17 protein-coding genes are annotated in these 19,104 nt (G+C 50.8%); all 17 read right to left on the bottom strand.

What is annotated here, in order from left to right:
• Nucleotides 1-37: 37 nt before the first annotated feature.
• The 17 genes from galF to wcaB all read right to left on the bottom strand — a co-directional run bounded on the left by galF (nt 38) and on the right by wcaB (nt 19,104).
• Nucleotides 38-940: a UTP--glucose-1-phosphate uridylyltransferase GalF gene (gene galF, locus LVQ76_RS08990; RefSeq protein WP_502258082.1), complete on the bottom strand. Its 903-nt coding sequence runs from the start codon at nt 938-940 to the stop codon at nt 38-40.
• 170 nt (nt 941-1,110) lie between these two features.
• Nucleotides 1,111-2,538, bottom strand: a complete 1,428-nt coding sequence (gene wcaM / locus LVQ76_RS08985) for a colanic acid biosynthesis protein WcaM (RefSeq protein ID WP_232921460.1) — start codon at nt 2,536-2,538, stop codon at nt 1,111-1,113.
• Between the two features lie 29 nt (nt 2,539-2,567).
• Nucleotides 2,568-3,788: a colanic acid biosynthesis glycosyltransferase WcaL gene (gene wcaL, locus LVQ76_RS08980; protein WP_232921459.1), complete on the bottom strand. Its 1,221-nt coding sequence runs from the start codon at nt 3,786-3,788 to the stop codon at nt 2,568-2,570.
• Nucleotides 3,785-5,065, bottom strand: coding sequence for a colanic acid biosynthesis pyruvyl transferase WcaK (gene wcaK / locus LVQ76_RS08975; protein ID WP_232865230.1), 1,281 nt, complete (start codon nt 5,063-5,065; stop codon nt 3,785-3,787). Before wcaK ends, wcaL begins: the two co-directional genes overlap by 4 nt.
• A gap of 27 nt (nt 5,066-5,092) precedes the next feature.
• Nucleotides 5,093-6,571, bottom strand: coding sequence for an MOP flippase family protein (locus LVQ76_RS08970; protein ID WP_232921458.1), 1,479 nt, complete (start codon nt 6,569-6,571; stop codon nt 5,093-5,095).
• 11 nt (nt 6,572-6,582) lie between these two features.
• A complete protein-coding gene (gene wcaJ, locus LVQ76_RS08965; RefSeq protein WP_064512211.1) occupies nt 6,583-7,977 on the bottom strand; it encodes an undecaprenyl-phosphate glucose phosphotransferase in 1,395 nt (464 codons plus the stop codon).
• A gap of 67 nt (nt 7,978-8,044) precedes the next feature.
• The gene (cpsG, locus tag LVQ76_RS08960) at nt 8,045-9,415 is read right to left on the bottom strand and encodes a colanic acid biosynthesis phosphomannomutase CpsG (protein ID WP_232921457.1); all 1,371 of its coding nucleotides are present in this window, start codon (nt 9,413-9,415) and stop codon (nt 8,045-8,047) included.
• A gap of 185 nt (nt 9,416-9,600) precedes the next feature.
• Nucleotides 9,601-11,046, bottom strand: coding sequence for a mannose-1-phosphate guanyltransferase (gene cpsB, locus LVQ76_RS08955; RefSeq protein WP_232921456.1), 1,446 nt, complete (start codon nt 11,044-11,046; stop codon nt 9,601-9,603).
• Nucleotides 11,047-11,048: 2 nt separating this feature from the next.
• Nucleotides 11,049-12,269, bottom strand: a complete 1,221-nt coding sequence (wcaI, locus tag LVQ76_RS08950; RefSeq protein WP_232921455.1) for a colanic acid biosynthesis fucosyltransferase WcaI — start codon at nt 12,267-12,269, stop codon at nt 11,049-11,051.
• A complete protein-coding gene (locus tag LVQ76_RS08945) occupies nt 12,266-12,745 on the bottom strand; it encodes a GDP-mannose mannosyl hydrolase (protein WP_232921454.1) in 480 nt (159 codons plus the stop codon). The genes wcaI and LVQ76_RS08945 overlap by 4 nt, the downstream gene beginning before the upstream one ends.
• 2 nt (nt 12,746-12,747) lie before the next feature.
• Nucleotides 12,748-13,713, bottom strand: coding sequence for a GDP-L-fucose synthase (gene fcl / locus LVQ76_RS08940; protein WP_232865225.1), 966 nt, complete (start codon nt 13,711-13,713; stop codon nt 12,748-12,750).
• 2 nt (nt 13,714-13,715) lie between these two features.
• On the bottom strand, nt 13,716-14,837 hold the full coding sequence (gene gmd, locus LVQ76_RS08935; protein ID WP_232921453.1) for a GDP-mannose 4,6-dehydratase: 1,122 nt from the start codon (nt 14,835-14,837) through the stop codon (nt 13,716-13,718).
• 53 nt (nt 14,838-14,890) lie between these two features.
• Nucleotides 14,891-15,430: a colanic acid biosynthesis acetyltransferase WcaF gene (gene wcaF, locus LVQ76_RS08930; RefSeq protein WP_232921452.1), complete on the bottom strand. Its 540-nt coding sequence runs from the start codon at nt 15,428-15,430 to the stop codon at nt 14,891-14,893.
• An 18-nt stretch (nt 15,431-15,448) separates the two neighbouring features.
• Nucleotides 15,449-16,201 carry a colanic acid biosynthesis glycosyltransferase WcaE gene (gene wcaE / locus LVQ76_RS08925; protein ID WP_232921451.1) on the bottom strand — a complete coding sequence of 251 codons (753 nt, stop codon included), beginning with the start codon at nt 16,199-16,201 and terminating at the stop codon, nt 15,449-15,451.
• A gap of 8 nt (nt 16,202-16,209) precedes the next feature.
• On the bottom strand, nt 16,210-17,430 hold the full coding sequence (gene wcaD / locus LVQ76_RS08920; RefSeq protein WP_151994406.1) for a colanic acid polymerase WcaD: 1,221 nt from the start codon (nt 17,428-17,430) through the stop codon (nt 16,210-16,212).
• Nucleotides 17,405-18,622: a glycosyltransferase gene (locus tag LVQ76_RS08915; RefSeq protein WP_232921450.1), complete on the bottom strand. Its 1,218-nt coding sequence runs from the start codon at nt 18,620-18,622 to the stop codon at nt 17,405-17,407. The genes wcaD and LVQ76_RS08915 overlap by 26 nt, the downstream gene beginning before the upstream one ends.
• A complete protein-coding gene (gene wcaB, locus LVQ76_RS08910; protein ID WP_151994408.1) occupies nt 18,619-19,104 on the bottom strand; it encodes a colanic acid biosynthesis acetyltransferase WcaB in 486 nt (161 codons plus the stop codon). The genes LVQ76_RS08915 and wcaB overlap by 4 nt, the downstream gene beginning before the upstream one ends.

The following is a 19,104-nucleotide window of genomic DNA, read 5'->3' as shown; positions in this document are numbered from 1 at the left end:
TAACTGCCCTTAATTATTACAAAGGAGCGTATTTGACTCAGCGAGCTAACAACTTCTGAATGCTATCCCTAAACTTCTGGCCTTCTTTATGGTTACGCAGACCATATTGTACAAATGCCTGCATATAACCCATTTTCTTGCCGCAGTCATAGCTTTCGCCAGTCATCAATGCAACTTCTACCGCTTGCTTTTTATTAAGTGCAGCGATGGCATCAGTAAGCTGGATACGGCCCCAGGCACCCGGCTCGGTTTTCTCGAGTTCAGCCCAGATATCAGTAGACAGAACATAGCGCCCTACCGCGGCCAAATCGGAATCCAGTGTTTGTGGTTCATCCGGTTTTTCCACAAACTCGACAATGCGGCCAATCTGCCCATCGTTATCTAGCGGTTCTTCCGTTGTGATAACTGAGTATTCAGACAAATCAACGTTAGGCATGTGTTTTGCCAGAACCTGGCTGCGCCCTGTCTCTCTGAAACGCTCAACAATAGCAGCTAAATTATAACGCAATGGGTCAGCACTTGCGCCATCAAGGATAACGTCAGGCAATACCACAACAAATGGATTGTCGCCAACAATCGGACGGGCGCACAAAATGGAGTGACCAAGGCCTAGCGGTTGAGCCTGACGTACGTTCATGATCGTCACGCCCGGAGGGCAGATTGACTGAACCTCAGCGAGCAACTGGCGCTTAACACGCTGCTCAAGCAGAGCTTCAAGTTCATAAGATGTGTCGAAGTGGTTTTCAACAGCATTCTTGGATGAATGCGTTACCAGCACGATTTCCTTGATACCAGCAGCTACGATCTCATCGACGATATATTGGATCATCGGCTTATCGACGATTGGTAACATCTCTTTTGGGATAGCTTTTGTTGCGGGCAACATATGCATGCCCAAGCCTGCTACCGGAATAACTGCTTTCAAATTAATCATATTCAAGCCCACCTCAAAATGGTTGGGGGATTATAGTCTTTTCGTGCGCTGATGCCAGCATGAATTGATCCCCAGAATTAGTACTTCATCTTAACGTTCTCAATAAAGTACGCAAAACCAAAACCTTGATTTATGCATTGCAAAAGGTCGGAAAATTCGCAATGTGATTTGACAATCTACTTAGTCGTCACTGGCAGCACAAAATTCAACCCGCTAGTGTTTACATGCTGATGGTCAACCCGGTCGATGTCCACCGAACTCTGCCCCCTCTCATTCACAGCGTGCACATTCGCAAGTGAAAGCAGCGTATCACCCTTAGCCATAAAGCGGCCTCGCACGTCTTTACGTAGGTCGAAGTTAAGCTTCAACGCAGGTCCAGTTTCAGCGTACTGCATGACGTCAACGTTGCGCAGAAACAAGTGTTGCGGTTTGTTATGTAACTCAAGCGTTGCACGCTTTAGCGCCACATTGGTGATGGCAACAAACGACGTCGCGTTACCCGAAGAAATCTGTATTCCACGGCTTTTATACTGCATTTGTGTATTATCAAGCACTATATCGTTTAGTTTAAAATTTTGCGGAATAGATAAATACTTACCCTTGATCACACCATAACCAATAAGAAACCCCGCACTCTCTTTCATATCGATATTATCAATCACGAAATTATCACAGCCATAAATCGCTATTGTCGCATTATCAATTCCCGCTTTCTGGCTGAAAGTATGATTAATGTTGCGGGCTTTAATATTACGAATAACAAAGTGTTTACCATTTTCAACATGTATTAACTGCCTACAGTTACTACCTGTGATATTCGCCACCACAAAATTCTTTACCGCCTGGTCTTCCGGGTACTCGTTGTCGTAAGTACTACCCGCAAGCCCAATCCCAATGCCCCAGTTGATCTTCCCATTGGTGCAATCAATGTTTTCAATCACATGGTCTGAGATAAGCAGGTTATGGTCGTTGATAGCAACATTCCATTCGATAGCATCACCTTGCAGGCGGCTAAAATGCCCGTTGGTGATCTTCACGTTCTCCATACGATTATGGAAACCCTGGCGCAAAATCGCGTAGTTCGCATCGTGCACCGTAATCTGGTCAATCACCAGGTTGCGCATGGTGCGCTTCTCTTTACCGCCAATGTAAATCTGCGTCACAGGCACAAAGCCGCTCAGATCAATGCCTTTGATAGTGCAATCAGAACCACGCACATCGAGGGTAATATTGTTAAATCGCCCGCCCTTCTCACCCAGAATCTGGCAGCTATCCTGCAGTACAAAACGCCCTTTGCCATTACCTTTTAAGCCGCCAGCGACGTGCAAGGTTTTGCCTGCAGGCATAAAAATGGCGGTATTGATGTTGTCGCAGACCAAATCGGTCGGAACGGTCACGATATCAGCGGCTGAGAATGCTTGTTTGAAGGCGGCAATCCAGTCACCGCTATAGAATTTCTGCACGTTGACCTCGCTCTTAAGGCCTGTGGCAAACAGGCTACGAGGTAAGATGAATGGCACCGCAGCCAGTACTGAACTGGCTTTAAGTAATTTGCGGCGGGAGGAGGAAAACGAAGGGTGAGTCGATTCAAATCTTTTGCGCATACATCCTCGTGAGGTTTCACTCGGTGGGTTTACAGCGTTTGTAGCTGACGGGCTAATTCTCGGTAGATAACTTTCTGGTTAAATTCAGTTTCAACTTTCGCGCGAGCAAGGCTAAGCATTGGTTTCAGCTCATTGGCTTCGATGTTGCCGAATGCCTGCAATGTATCCGCTAGTGCTGGCGCATCTTTTTCTGGCACCAGCCAACCGGAACGACCCGCGTCTATGAGTTCAGGAATACCGCTATGTACGGTAGAAATAACCGGAATACCCACAGCCATCGCCTCCATTAGCGCCACCGGAATACCTTCCATATCGCCATCTTCACCGGTTATCGACGGCAGCAAGAACACATCAGCTTCATCGAGCATCGCTTTCACTTCATGGTTCGGCTTAAAGCCCGGCATAAATACTACGTCATCAAGCTGATTTTGTTCGATAAGCGTACGCAGGCGTGTTTCCCACGGACCTATCCCGAGGATGTTGTAACGGAACTTCACGCCGCGTTCTTTGAGCAGTAAGCAGGCTTCAATTGCGACATGCAGACCTTTCTTCTCGGTCAATCGCGCTACCGAAATAATCTCCAGTGTTTTGGCCGGAGCTTTCACGCTACGCTGCGAAAACCGCTCCATATCCACGCCCATACGCGAAACGGTAATCTTGCTCGGCGGGCAGCCCATTTTTTGCAAACGCCCCGCCCATAAATTGCTTATCGGCAGCATCAAATCGCCACGGGTAAAGAGTTTTTGATATTCCGGTGTGTAGTGCGCAAGCGCCTCGCGCCCTGAAATATCAATGCCGTGGAACACTGTGGCAATTTTGCCTTTAAGCAGCCCCAGTTCACGCAGCTTTGCCGCCGTGACACCCGCCGGACCGAAGTGAGCGATAAATACATCTGCCTGTACGGTTTGCGGGTTACGGCCACAAATAGAGGAGAGGATCAGGTTGCGCGCCTCGTCGCCATAGCGTTTGGAATTTAGCGCGCGCCAGGTCTGCGGGCGAAGTGCGCCACGCAGAGTATTCAGGGCACGTGATTGCAGTTTTGCTGCCTTCCCCGAAGGCTCGTCCATCAGCCAGGTGGTTTTCGCCGCCAGATCGTACTCTTTGAATGCCGAGTGCGTGTTGGTCAAATCCCCCTTCTGGATGGCGACAATTTCCACCTCATAACCCATATCGATAAATGCGGTTATCTGGTTGAGCACAAAGGTTTCCGATGCCACAGGGAATTTGAGTAGGAAGAAGCCAACTTTCATTTTTCCCCCTTAACACGCTTCAATACAGATTCCACCATATGCAAACCATCTTCACGTTCGGCGCGCACCGCATGAGCCAGGCGTTCTTTGATTGCTGGTAATTGCCCCAGCACATCCGCCACCACACTCTGTAAAGATCCATTCAGCAACTGGCGAATTTCAATCGCCATTTCCGGCATGCCAAGCTGTTTCATGATGCCTGCGGATTTGTGTTCATAGTTGATGGCAATCGCAGGTGTACCGAAGTTCATCGAGATGATGGCAGAATGCAGGCGCGTGCCAACCGTCAGTTCGCATTCACCGAGAATTTTGCCCATCTCAAGGTCGTTAAGTTCGTCCATCACCACATGGTATTGCTCCGGGTCATTCACATACTGGCGCAGGTTGAGCGCCACCATGCGGTCATCTTTGTTGTAGCTGTCGATACCCGTACAGGTCGACAATGCCAGCACCTGGTAACCCTGCTCAATGACACGATTCACCACTGAGGCGAATGCTTGTTCATAGGCCTGCTGCGTGGTGCCAAGGCGTTTGTCGAAAGGTGCCAGTTCACGCAGCGTAATAGCGACTGTCTTCTTGCGCTTGATGGTTTCCAGCCAATGCTGCACTGCGTAGCTCGGCACAAAGCTGTCATTGTGATGATCGACAAGCCAGGCGGTATCGACGCCCTGCTCCACTTTGCTGCTGTCAATGTTGCTTTGTTTCATCAAGTCGAGACTGACGGACTCACGCAAAATCAGCGACTCGGCATTACCGAAAACATAACTCGCCAGGTGATTAAACTGCGGGTCCTGGAATGGCCCAACGCTGTGGCCAATCATGTACACCGGCTTTTTGGCCATAAAGCTACACAGCGCATGCTCAAACTGAGAAACGCCATATAAATCGACAAAGAAAGAGCCGCCGACCTGAATAATCGCGTCATATTTTTGCAGCGATTTCACAAAATCAATAAAACCCTGTGGGATGGAGATATTGCGCAGGCGCCCGTTGTCAGTGGCTTTCGCCAGCAAAACCTGGTGTTGATACTTGCGGCGCAGCACTTTCTTTACCCGCCCCATCAGCCCAACCGCGTTGTTGTGCTGCTTCATCTGCTTATACAAGCCGTCACCCATAACCGGGCGGCCCAGCAGCCAGGCGGAACTCACCGGATAACGGCTCATCACATCAACCTGCACGGTGTCATCAATGGTGGTAATCGCATCGATCAGTCCGCGCAAAATGGCGCTGTCACCGCGGTTGCCGCAAGTGTGGTTGCCAAGAATCAATAATTTCATATAAATCAGACCTCTTATTAAGGGGTTTTAGCTTGCGCGAAGCAGTGTTTTTAAACGGTCGTTACGGCAGAACTGGCGCTTCATCTCAACCACCAGCGCATTACGGGAAAGCACCAGCATGACGATAAAGGCCAATACGCCTGCCGCGATTTGTACGCCCACCAGCAAGCCGAGCGCGAGATGGCCTTTCAGGGCAATCCCCAGCGCACTACTCACCACAATGGTTGGAATCGAAAGGTAAAACGGTAGCCAGATGCTCTGAATGTACTGGCGGTAACTGGACCCCAGCACCGGTTTAATCATTATGAAATAGCTCAGAACGGTGTTCACCACCTGCACAAACAGGAAGCCGAGCGTCACGCCCAGTGCGCCAGCAAGATTGCCGCCGACAATAATCGCCGGGATAAACAAGCAGGTTTTGAAGACGTTGAATTTAAAGCTGATATCCACTCGCGCCTTGGCCATCAACAGCGACCCTATAGGGTTACCGATGGAGCGCAGCAGCCCCACCACGCAAAGCAGTTGCAATATTGGGGTAATAAACTGCCACTTTTCACCAAACACCAGCGGCACAAAATTGTTCGATACCACCAGCAGACCGAGCAGCGCGGGGAAGTTGATAATTCCGACAATCGACAGCAACTTGTAGAAATTGAGGCGCAACTTGTCGGTATCGTCCTGAATCTTGGCAAATGCCGGGAACAGCACGCGGGTGATAATTGGGTTTAGCTTCATTGGTGGCACCACCGCCACGTTATAAGCGAGGTTGTAGCCCCCGGCGATGCTCGCCCCAAGAATACGCGCCAGCACCAGCGTTGAAAGGTTGGTATTAACGTAATTGATAATGCTGTCTGCAGTCAGCCACGCGCCAAACTTGAGGTTCGAGCCAACGGACTTGAGTGAAAAATGCAGGCCGGGGCGGTAAATCTTGCGGCCGAAGAAGCCAAACAGAGAGGTACGCACCACGGTGTTGACCAGGTAGCCGACGATGGCGGTCATGGCGAACGGGTAATACATCGCCGCCCCCACGGTGACGGTAAAGCCCGCCATTACGGAGACTGTTTCAATTGAGCCAATTTTTGAAAACTCGAGTTCCTTTTGCATTAACGCGCGGAACTGCTGGCCGTGGGGAATGACAATAAAAGCAAACGACAGCGTCTTAATCAGTGGCGCGAGCTTCGGTGCATGCAGCACCGAGGCAATCACATCGCTGAGCAAAAACACCAGCGCAAACACCACTAGCCCCAGGCCGACGTTCAACCAGTACAACGTGGTGAGTTCAAGATGGCTGATCTCTTTACGCTGGATAATCGAATTGGCAATACCAAAATCCGACAGCGTATCGGCCAGCGCGATAATCACCAGCGAGATGGTCAGCAGGCCAAACTCATGGTTGTCGACAATGCGTGCCAGCACCGTCATCTGCACCAGCCCCAGGCTAATAATAATCACCGTGGCGATGGCGGACCATTTCGCGCCGCTGATGGTTTTTTCTCTCAGGCTCATTAAAGACTCACTTAATACGCAGCTTTATTAACAAAGCCTTTGAAAATCGTCAGAAAGACGATTTTGATGTCAAACCACAGGCTCCATTCGCGGATATATTCCAGGTCAAACTCAACGCGCTTTTCCATTTTTTCCAGCGTGTCAGTTTCGCCGCGCCAGCCGTTGATTTGTGCCCAGCCGGTAATGCCGGGTTTCACTTTGTGGCGCAGCATGTAGCCTTCAATCAGCAAGCGGTATTGCTCGTTGTGCGCAACCGCATGGGGGCGAGGACCGACAATCGACATCTCTCCCATCAGCACATTAATAAACTGCGGCAGTTCATCCAGCGACGTGCGGCGCAGGAAATTCCCCACCGGCGTAATACGCTTGTCACCTTTGGTGGCCTGAGTCACGACGGCATCGTTTTCCATCACTTTCATGGAGCGGAATTTCCATACTTTGATTGGTTTTCCATCCATGCCGTAACGGGTCTGGCGGAAAATAACCGGGCCCGGCGAGGTCAGTTTTACCGCAGCACTAATGCAAAGCAGTACCGGAGAAATAAACAGCAGGATCATCGCCGACAACACGATATCTTCGAGGCGTTTCAGAATCCGGTTAATGCCGTTTAGTGGGGTAGCAAACAGCGGTACAACCGGCACACCGTTAACTTCTTCAGTACGGGAGTTAAGAATATTGAAGGTGAAGACATCAGGGATAAGCATCACAGAACAGGTGGTGTCCGTGAGTTCGCGTACCAGAGTTTTAATCTGCGCTTCTTCACTCATCGCCATGGCGATATAGATATTGTCGATTTGCCCTGCACGCGCTTGTTCAACCAGGTCGGCAAAAGAGCCGGCATAATCACCGTGTGGGGATTCAGGCTGCTGATCGTCATAAACCCCGGTGACATCAAAGCCTAACCACGGTTCGTTACGGAAACTTTCGGCAAGCGTGTAACCCACCGGCAGTGAACCCGCGATAGCAATACGGCGTGTGTTGTAGCCCATATTGCGCAACCAACCGGCACCGAAGCGAATAAACGAGCGGCACATCACCATGCCAAAACTGGTCAACACATACCAGGCCAGATACACCCAGAAAGAGCCATCAAAGTCAGGGTTAAACGCCAGTAATCCGGCACTAAAAATCAGACTTAGCGTCCAGTTTTGCAACAGCAGCATCAGTTCGCTGGAAATTCTCACCCCGCGCCAGGAGCGATAAAAATCGGTCATTCCACCAATCATCTGGAAGACCACGAGGGCGAGTAACGCCATCAGCAAATGCATATACAAAAACGGTAACGCGTTAACCTGACACACTACCCATAACCCAACAAACATAATGGTTATGTCAGAAAAACGTTGCACCATAGAGATTAACGATGCGTTCGTTTTTGGCAGCTCGCGCTTTTTTAGGTTTGTCATCGTTTTACCTTTATTAAAAGGGTGACGGATCCCCTTTCCTGCCTCAGGAGATTTCCGTCCCCGCAGATCACTGATTCAACAGTTCCATAATTTCCTGCGTTCGCGCCTGCATCAGCTGCTCGTTGCTACGCGACTCCACATTCAGGCGCACCACCGGCTCGGTATTTGAGCTGCGCAGGTTAAAGCGCCAGTCGGCAAACGCCATGCTCACGCCATCGGTGTGGTCCACTTCCTGCGCGTGCGGCGCAAAGTGCTGCTGCACACGCGCAATCGCGACTTTCGGGTCCGCCAGCTTGCTGTTGATTTCCCCGCTCGCCGGCCATGCCGCCATACGGTCACGCACCAGTTCACCCAGGGTTTTACCTTTCAGGCACAGCAGCTCCGTCACCAGCAGCCACGGGATCATCCCGCTGTCGCAGTAAGCAAAATCACGGAAATAGTGGTGGGCGCTCATTTCGCCGCCGTAAATGGCGTCTTCCTGGCGCATACGCTCTTTGATAAACGCATGGCCGGTTTTCGACATCACCGGCGTGCCACCTGCGCGCTCCACGATATCCACCGTGTTCCACGACAGACGCGGGTCGTGAATAATCTTCGCCCCTGGTTGTTTTTCGAGGAAAGCCGCCGCCAGCAGGCCGACGATGTAATAGCCCTCGATAAACTGCCCTTTTTCGTCGAACAGGAAGCAGCGGTCGAAATCACCGTCAAAGGCGATGCCCATATCCGCGCCGTGTTCAATCACCGCGTTGCGGGTGTCGTCGCGGCACTCCGGCAGCAGCGGGTTCGGGATACCGTTCGGGAAATTGCCGTCAGGCTGGTTGTGCACTTTGATAAATGTCAGCGGGACATTGAGTGCCTTAAAGCGGGCTTCGATAGCGTCCACAATCGGGCCTGCCGCACCGTTACCGGAGTTAATCACCAGCTTCAGGGGTTTGATATTTGCCACGTTGATGTACGAGAACAGGTGGTCGATGTACGCCTCAACCACCGAAATCTTCTGGTAGCTACCGCGTTTTTTCTCGTCGACCGGAGGGAAGTCATTGGCTTCCGCCAGGCGTTGCACATCACGCAGGCCCGTGTCGCCGCTAATCGGGCGAGCCCCTTCGCGCACCAGCTTCATACCGTTGTAGTCCATCGGGTTATGGCTGGCGGTCACTTCAATGCCACCGTCCACATTCAGATGCCAGGTAGCGAAATAGATTTCTTCGGTACCGGACAGGCCGATATCCAGCACGTCCACACCCGCATCCTGCAACCCTTTTGCCAGCGCCAGCTTGAGCGCTTCGCTGGTCAGGCGCACATCGCCGCCCAGTACAATAGTTTTCGGTTTCAGGTACTCGCCATAAGCGCGGCCAATACGTTCAGCGATCTCTTCATTCAGCTCTTCGCCCAGCTTGCCGCGAATGTCGTAAGCTTTAAAACAGGTCAATTCAGTCATGTTTTACCTCTTTTCAGGCAACAGTCAGCCCTCTCCAGTACGGAGATAACTTTTTCTAAAATGTATAACCATTAGATTTCGCGTTGCAGGAAGGCGGCAACTGCGTGCATCGCCGGGAGCTTAGTTAACTAAGTGACCGGTGTGCGCAAAGGAAGCCAACGCATCTGCAGCGTGAAATATGATGGTTAGATGCGTCCGTAGCGATCCTCGAAGCGCACAATGTCGTCTTCTTCGAGGTAAGTGCCGGAACGCACTTCAATCAGGTCGAGCGGGATTTTTCCGGGGTTTTCCAGGCAGTGGGTGACGCCCAGCGGAATGTAGATGGACTCGTTTTCGCCGAGCAGTTTCACTTCTTCACCCAGCGTCACTTTTGCGGTGCCCGCTACCACAATCCAGTGTTCGGCGCGGTGATGGTGCATCTGCAAAGACAGACCCTCGCCTGGTTTCACGGTGATGCGTTTCACCTGGTAGCGTTCTCCTTCGTCGATGGAGTCGTACTTGCCCCACGGGCGATACACTTCGCGGTGGTTGTGGTGTTCGTGGCGGCCATCGAATTTGATCTGCTCAACCACTTTCTTCACGCTTTGCACGTGGTCGCGGTCGGCAATCAGCACCGCATCTTTGGTCTGCACAACAATCAGATCTTTCACGCCAACGGTGGTGACCAGGCCAGATTCGGCATAGATGTAACTGTTCTCGGTAGAGTGGCTGATCACATCGCCGTGATGCACATTGCCCTGCTGGTTTTTGGTGCTGATTTCCCAAAGAGAAGACCATGAACCGACATCGCTCCAGCCGGCATCCATTGGCACAACTACCGCATCGGCAGTTTTTTCCATCACCGCGTAGTCAATAGACTCGTCAGGACATGCCAGGAATGCAGCTTCATCAACGCGCACAAAATCGAGATCCGGGTCGATGTTCGCCATCGCCTTTTCGCAGGCGCTGAGAATATCCGGGCGGAATTTTTTCAACTCTTCGAGGTAGCGCCCGGCGCGGAACAAGAACATGCCGCTGTTCCAGTAATATTCGCCACTGGCGACGTATGCCTGCGCGGTGGCGATATCCGGTTTTTCGACAAACTGCGCCACACCAAACGCAATCGCATCCACATCAGGTGCATTCGGGTTTACCACTTCGCCACGGCGAATGTAGCCGTAGCCGGTTTCTGGCAAGTCAGGAACGATGCCAAAGGTGACCAGTTTCCCGGCTTCGGCATACGGCAGCGCATTACGTACTGCGTTTCGGAATGCATCTTCGTCCTGGATAACATGGTCGGCGGCGAGGATCAGCATCAGCGGATCGGTATCCGACTGGTTGCGAATCGCGGCCAATGCCGCCAGCGCAATCGCCGGTGCGGTATTGCGCCCGGCAGGCTCCAGCACAATATTTTCCGTCAGCTTGTTCAGCTCACGCAGTTGTTCGGCGACGATAAAACGGTGTTCTTCATTGCAAATTACCACCGGGCTTTCGCACTCGACGCCGTTTAAACGGCTAACGGTAGTTTGCAGCATCGTCAGTTCGCCTTTCAGGCACAGGAACTGTTTCGGGTAAAGCACGCGGGACAACGGCCACAAGCGGCTACCGTTTCCTCCAGCCATGATGACCGGATAGAGTCTGGAATTAGTCATAATTAACCCTGAATGTCCGCAATAAATTGATTCAACACGCTGTTTTTCTCGAGCGTGCGCTCGGCATATTCACATGCCACGATGTTATGTTCCGGCAGTTGCAGGCAGCGCTGAATGCCATCAGCCAGAGCATCAACCGACTCCGGCTCAACACACACCGCGATACCGGAAAATGCGTCGCAAAGCTGGCCTAGCTCGGTGTCCGCTTCTGCGGTAATCACCGCATTGCCGCCCACAGCAAGAATGTTGGTCAGTTTTGATGGCAAAACGGCATCAGCCGCACCACGGCGCTGAATCACCAAATGGCAATCAGCAAGCTTAAGCAACGCTGGCAGCGCGTCGTAAGGCTGTAACGGATGGAACACCACGTTGTGCAGCCCTTTGTCCTGCGCCAGTTTTTGCAGCCGAGCTTTGCCGCCGCCCTGGCCGACAATCACGAATACATACGGTTGGAGGGCAAAACGCTCCGCCACTTCAATGACCGTTTCCAGCCCCTGTTTTTCGCCGATATTGCCGGAATAGAGGATGATTTTTTTATCAGCAGGCAATTGCAGGCTGTCACGAACCGCAAGGATTTCTTCACGGGAAATACCACGAAAACGCTCTACTTCAGACCAGTTCGGGAAGAAGATCACTTTCTTCGGATCAACACCCTTTTCGGCCGCTTTATTCATCATCGAACGGGAAATTGTCGAAACATTGTCGACGTTGTGCAGACCACTTTGTTCAAAACGGCTGGCCAGACGGGCCACTTTGCCCTGCTTCTTACCTGCCATTCCGAGGCCAAGCATGGCGTCGACTTCATAATCTTGAATGTGAAGCAACGTGCGCGCCCCGCTAAGTTTTGCGAGCAGACGCATGCCCGGCACACAAAACAGCGTCGGCACCACACCGATAATGCGGTCCGGCTTCCAGCGACGTTGCGCCAGCAGCGGAAATAAAGAACTCAGTGCAAAGCTGCCCAAATGAATCAGGCGCTTTATCGTTGAAGGCTGCTTTGGTACATACAGCGGGCAGCGCCAGACGGTAGCGGCACCCACTTCTTTCTTGTACTTCCAGGCGGAATAATCGGGATGCACTTCCCAAACCGGATAGTAAGGTGGTGCGGTAATAACACGCACCTCATGGCCCTGGCGTGTCATCCATTCAACCATTTCGCCGGTATATTTGCCGATGCCCGTCAGCTCCGGTGAGTAGTTAATGCCGTAGACCAGGATTTTCATAATCCGATAACCTTATCTGCCTTGTCGGTCAGAAAATAAGCCCGACTGTTGTCGTGCACATCATCGCGGACCAACAATTCTTCAGGCGTTAACCACTGATAATCACTGTGCTGCGCGTCCGGCAGTTGCAGCGCATCGGAATCAACACGCAGGCGGAAACCCAGCACGACATAGTGCGTGGAAAATTCAGGTCCGGAGAAGTTGTCGTCATAGAAGTGCTGCCACACGCCGTAGAACTCACCGTCCTGCAACGTGAACGGCGTGCCTAATTCAGCTTCGGTTAAGCGTGCAAAAGCCCGCTCCAGCGTTTCGTCTTTCTGTACCCGGCCTCCCGGCACGAACCAAAAGTTCTGCGCCGGGCGCTGAGTGCGTTGCCCCAACAGGAATTCTCCTGCCTGATTTTCAACGATCAGATCGATTGAGATCAGCGGTGTGGAGCGGACAACGGTTGAGAAGTCTTCAGCACTCAGAAACATATTTACCCCCGGAACCGTTGCTGGTTTTCGAGGAACCACTGGTAGGTGCTGGCAAGGCCAGGCTCCAGGGTGATTTCCGGGTACCAGCCCAGGCGGCGCAGGCGGGTAACATCCAGCAGTTTGCGCGGCGTGCCATCAGGTTTAGTGGCATCAAACACCACACGGCCACGGTAGCCCGTGACTTTGGCGATGGTTTGCGCCAGTTCGCGAATGGTGCAATCCACACCGGTACCGACGTTAATATGCGAAAGCATCGGCTCGGTATTTTCCTGCCACACTTCGCTGGCCATTTCCATAATGTGAATGCTGGCTGCCGCCATATCATCGACATGCAGGAATTCGCGCATTGGCGTGCCGCTACCCCACACCACCACATCCGGCGAGTTTTGCTGCGTCGCTTCGTGGAAACGGCGCAGTAACGCCGGGATCACATGCGAATTGCTTGGATGGAAGTTATCGTTCGGCCCATACAAATTGGTCGGCATGACCGAACGATAATCGCGACCGTACTGACGGTTGTACGACTCGCACAGTTTGATTCCGGCGATTTTGGCAATCGCATACGGTTCGTTAGTCGCTTCAAGCGTGCCTTGCAGCAGCTCGCTTTCCGCCATCGGCTGGTTCGCCATTTTCGGGTAAATGCACGATGAGCCGAGGAACAGCAATTTGTTCACATTGTGCGTGTGCGCGCTGTGAATAATGTTGCTCTCAATAATCAGGTTTTCGTAGATGAAGTCGGCTGGATAGGTGTTGTTGGCAACAATTCCACCCACTTTCGCCGCCGCCAGGTAAACCTGGTCAATGTGCTGCTCGGCAAAAAATGCATTAACCGCCGCACCATCCAACAGGTTGAGTTCGTCGCGGCTACGCAGCACCAGTTCGATATCAGCGCGTTGTTCAAGCTGACGGACAATGGCCGAACCGACCATCCCCCGATGGCCGGCAACAAAGATACGGTGTTTATTCATGCTCAGGACTCCAGCGCGATGGCAACCTCGTAACCGTGGGACTTAAGCAACGAGTGTTTTTTCGCCGCTTCCAGATCTTTAGCGACCATTTCGCCAACCATCTCTTTAAGCGTGATCTCTGGTTTCCAGCCCAGTTTTTCGTGTGCTTTGGTTGGGTCGCCCAACAGGGTTTCCACTTCAGCAGGACGGAAGTAACGCGGGTCAACAGAGACAATCACATCGCCTGGTTTCACGCCCGGCGCGTCGTGGCCCGTGACAGAAACAACAATGCCCTTCTCGTCAACGCCGGTGCCTTCAAAGCGCAGTTTGATGCCCAGTTGTGCCGCTGCCATTTCGACGAATTCACGCACGGAATACTGAACGCCGGTCGCAATTACGAAGTCTTCCGGGTTGTCTTGTTGCAGCATCATCCACTGCATTTTCACGTAATCTTTGGCATGGCCCCAGTCACGCAGGGAGTCCATGTTGCCCAGATACAGGCACTTTTCCAGGCCCTGAGCAATGTTGGCGATTGCGCGGGTGATTTTGCGGGTGACGAAGGTTTCGCCACGGCGTGGGGATTCGTGGTTAAACAGAATGCCGTTACAGGCAAACATGCCGTAGGATTCGCGGTAGTTTACGGTGATCCAGTAGGCATAAAGTTTGGCAACCGCATACGGGGAGCGCGGGTAGAAAGGCGTGGTTTCTTTCTGCGGCGTTTCCTGCACCAGGCCGTACAGCTCAGAAGTCGACGCCTGGTAGAAACGGGTTTTCTTCTCAAGGCCTAAGAAGCGAATCGCTTCGAGCAGGCGCAATGTTCCCATCGCATCCACGTCGGCGGTGTATTCCGGGGATTCGAAAGAAACCGCAACGTGGCTCATGGCGCCAAGGTTATACACTTCGTCCGGCTGTACTTCTTGCAAGATACGAGTCAGGTTTGAGCTGTCTGTCAGATCGCCGTAGTGCAGATGGAATTTTGGGTTGCTGGTGTGTGGATCCTGGTAAATATGATCAACACGTTCGGTGTTGAAGGAAGATGCACGGCGCTTAATACCATGAACTTCATAACCTTTTTCCAGCAGCAGTTCCGCCAGATAGGAGCCGTCTTGCCCGGTTACACCCGTGATGAGAGCTACTTTAGTCATAATAATTCCTATGATTGAAGATTAAATTAAGAGCTTTGCTTTAAATAAAGCGCTCACGCTCGATCGCGTATTTTTACTGCTGGGTTACCCCGGCAAACGGCATTCGCCGGTAATGATTTATAAATGCTGCTACGCGCACCTACGACGGTGCCATTTCCAATATTCACGCCTGGTGAAACAAATACATCTGTTGCCAGCCAGCACTTCTCACCGATAACAATTGGTGAAGCGGTAATATCAAAATGCTTACTCATATAATCGTGGCTACCGGTGCATAAATAACACTTTTGTGACACCACAGAATTCGCCCCTATCGTGATATCACCCAGCGTATATAGCACTGCGTCATCGCCTACCCAGGCATAATCGCCCAGCGTTAATTTCCATGGGTAAGTAATTTTCACTGACGGACGAATCACAACACCTTTGCCAATTTGCGCGCCAAATAAACGTAATAAAAAAGCACGCCAGCGATAAAATAATTGAGGGGACCAGGCAAACAATGTTGCTTGTACCGCCCACCACAGTTGAACCTTAATAGGGTTCCCACCCCGAAAACCTTTCGGTACCGAGAAGCCATTTAATTCCTGCATAAGTTATTCCTGTGAGAATCAGGCTTTGTTATAAAGTGCTTTTGCTTTTCCGGTAGTACGCAGACGGAGCTTATAAGATAATTCCGCAATAAAGCCCGGTACGCCTAATATTTTCCGCTGAACATTTTTTGCATCCCGACACAATTCAATATTATTTGATGTCGATACGCCTCCCATGGAAAATTCAGACACCAATCCCTTGACGCGTTTAAATGCATAACCTTTTTTATACATCCGTGCGGCAAGTGCATAATCCGATGAGACTTTATATTGCAGATCGTAAGGGTATTTACGCAGCCCGGAGACCGGGAAAAATATCGCCTGATGGCTGGCAGGTAAACTGTGGTAGATATACCAGCCCTGCTTTGCGCGGCGTTCTATTTTTGTACCGTCGCCAAAATCTAATAACGCATCGCCAATCACCATCGCATTATCAGTTGACGGCATAGCAGCCAGTTGATGCGCGACGGTGGCGATATCCTGGTGGAAAATGTCACCGGAATTGAGGAACAAAGCAAAGCGGCCCTGGGCCATCTCAATACCTTTGTTCATCGCATCATAAATACCGTTATCTTTCTCGCTGACATAACGTAACTGGTAATGACCATTGAGGTTTTCCAGAAACTCTGCGGTGCCGTCATTTGAGGCACCATCTACTACAATCCACTCAAATGTGATGCCCGGTGCCTTCGCTAAGTGAGTCAGCGACTGCCAGGTTTTTTCTATTCCGGCAAGATTCTTATAAGCAACAGTAATGACACTTAATAGCATGATGGACCTCAGCGCTGTGTAATATTAAGTGCCTTACGCAAAATAAACGGGCACACAATCAAGAACGCATATTCAGGGCTAAAAATTGAACCGGTAAAAAATAACGACACAGGTGTAAAAAGCCATAATTGGACGCGGTAATTTTCATTATTACCAAAAGCTGTGCGCATCATTTTAATGACTTTCCACATATACCAAATGGTCAGTAATACCGCGAACCATGAAAAATAAATAATTAACAGATACAAACCATTGTCTACTGTTTTACCGACATCCGCACCGTTAAAGATTCCGAATGATGCGACATATTCATATAAAGATCCGAAACGCACTACCCCATCGATATTGGTTAATGAATACCCAACCATCGCTAACGGGCCAATAATTCGATAATAAGATGACGAACCTTCGGTTCCCAAATCGCCAAGGCGGGTCGCGATATAAGGGAATGCAAATATTAACCCTACTAAAAACACGGAAAGAGAAATAATTGCCAATGGCAACTTCTTCTTTATGGCACTTTTATTAAGGTACTGGAATGCCCATTCAAGAAGATAGAACAGGATAAAAGTCATTACCCCTGAAAACGACCCTGAAAGTACTATCCCTAAAAGAATCATACCATCTGTTTTCGGTGTTTTGATACCAAACTGTTTGATACTGAGCCAAATTGAGATTAACGCCAGAGCGAAGAACGCCGGTTCAAAATAGAGTGCCGTGGTGCGCTTGCCACCGAAGCTAATAAAGTTCAGAACATAGCTATTACTGTATATAAGAAACTTCGAAATTTTCTCAATCAGGCTACTTCCACCAGTCAGAATAATCTGAGCCATCTCCGCCGCAGCAAGCATCACAATAATACCCACCACGCCATAAAATAACCGCAGAATTTTATGGTGATTACGCTGTGAAATAGTTTTGAAACGGCAGCTCCATGTCATTGCCATAATCAGCACGATATAAACGAACAATAATGTCGAGGTGACGTATTTGCTGGCATCAAGCGATTGGCCAAAGATGTAGTTAAATGCGGTCAGTCCGGCACCGATACCCAGCGCAATCATCAATTTTTTGACGCTGATTCGTTCAATGTACAAAAAGAGGATTGCGGGCAAGAAGGTGACTATCGTTATCGGGAAGCTTTCCCCCAATGAGGCCAACTTGACGTTGACCACCAGATAGATAAACGGTAACAGCAGATAACTACAGATTCTGATAGAACGAGACATACTCCTCCAGCATCTGTTGCCCACTAAACGCCTGGCGGCTTGCAGCTTTAAACACCTGCAACTCTTTGCCAAACACCTGTTGCGCTAACTGCTCTTTTGGCATTTTCACCAGTTCGAGCACCCGAGCATCACTAAAGGTTTTTCCGCCAACTTTACGCAACACTTCATCCGCTGCATCACTTTGCGTGGCAATAACCGGCACGCCAATCGATAGTGCTTCACACAGAATTAACGGGTAGTTGTCGACCTGCGAGCTGAATACCAGCGAGTCCATTTCGTTAAGCTCGCTCATCAACGCTTTTTTATCGGTCATGTAACCGTGATTCACCACTTTCGGGCCGTTAAACGGCGAAAACTTACCGAAGGTGTGCAACTCGACTTCATCGCCCAGCGCCATAATGGCCTGCACCAGTTGCTGATTGGTTTTGCCGTCATAACGCAAATCATGGGCTACCACCGCTACTTTTGGCTTAACGCCCGCGGCTTGCGTGAGCGGTAATTCAGCCAGAATCGCTTCGGTTGCCACATCAATACCGTTATTGATGATTTTGCAGCGCCCTGCTCCGTAAATCAGGTTAAAGGCATCAGCCACATGCTGGCTTGGCGAAATAAATTTGCAGCCTAGCGCTAACATTTCGCGGAACAACTGGCGTTTGGTGTGCACCAGAAGATGTGCACGATCCTTTTTCACGGGTGGGTAGTTGTTTAGCGTCGGGCATTTCTGGCAGCCCGTTTTCCAGCCGTCGCAGCCATCAAGAAACGCACAGCGCCCGGTGATGCTCCAGTGGTCGTGGAGCGTCCAGACAAAAGTGACATCCGATTTATGCGCTTTTACACGCTGGCAAAACGTCACCATCTCTTCGAGGTTCAGCCAGTAACTGTGTACCACATGAAAATGCAGCACTACCGGGCCTTGGGCGCGAGTCACTTTGCGATACAGGTTATTCAGGTTGCCGAACGGGTCGCGGTTGAAAAAGCGAAACAGGATAATGTTGGCGATCGACGTCAGACGCGGTGTGTGTTTTTCCACGCCGTGGAATTTGTCGTGGCTGGCACTTTTCTTGCCGCCTTTACCGTAGCCGTAAATAAATCGCGAGCTAAAACCTGCGGCATTGGCACGCTGATGAAGATCCAGCGCCACGCCCGCTGCGCCGCCTTCCGCGAGACGCACGTTAAATTGCATGATATTCATTTGATTATTTTTACCTGTGCTTTTTCGCCAACCACCAGCGCATTGTCTGGCACGCTATCGAGTACCACGCTCCCAGCACCAACAATGACGTTATTCCCAAGGGTGATATCGCCAATAATCACCACGTTGGCACCCAGTTCAACACCGTTGCCAATCACCGGGCAGGCGTTGCTTTTGCCACGATTACCGATGGTGACGCCGTGGCGAATAGTGAAATCATCCCCGGCAACCACGAATTTATTAATCACAACGGCATAACCGTGGTGAATGGTAAAACGACGTCCAATGGTGGCACCCGCCTGGATTTCATAGCCAAACAGGCATTCAGTCACAAAGCGATAAAGCAGGATTATCGGAGCTGCCCACAAATTGTTGATGACGCTTTTTTTGCGCCATACCGAGCAAAAATGAGCGATGCGATAAGCCATCACCATGCAACAAGGGCGAAGGCTCCAGGAGTTTGCGCGTAGGTCTTCAAGCAC

Origin of the sequence: Buttiauxella cochleicola (assembly GCF_021283185.1) — a bacterium.
Taxonomy (GTDB): domain Bacteria; phylum Pseudomonadota; class Gammaproteobacteria; order Enterobacterales; family Enterobacteriaceae; genus Buttiauxella; species Buttiauxella massiliensis.
This window is presented reverse-complemented; position numbering and strand designations above follow the sequence as displayed.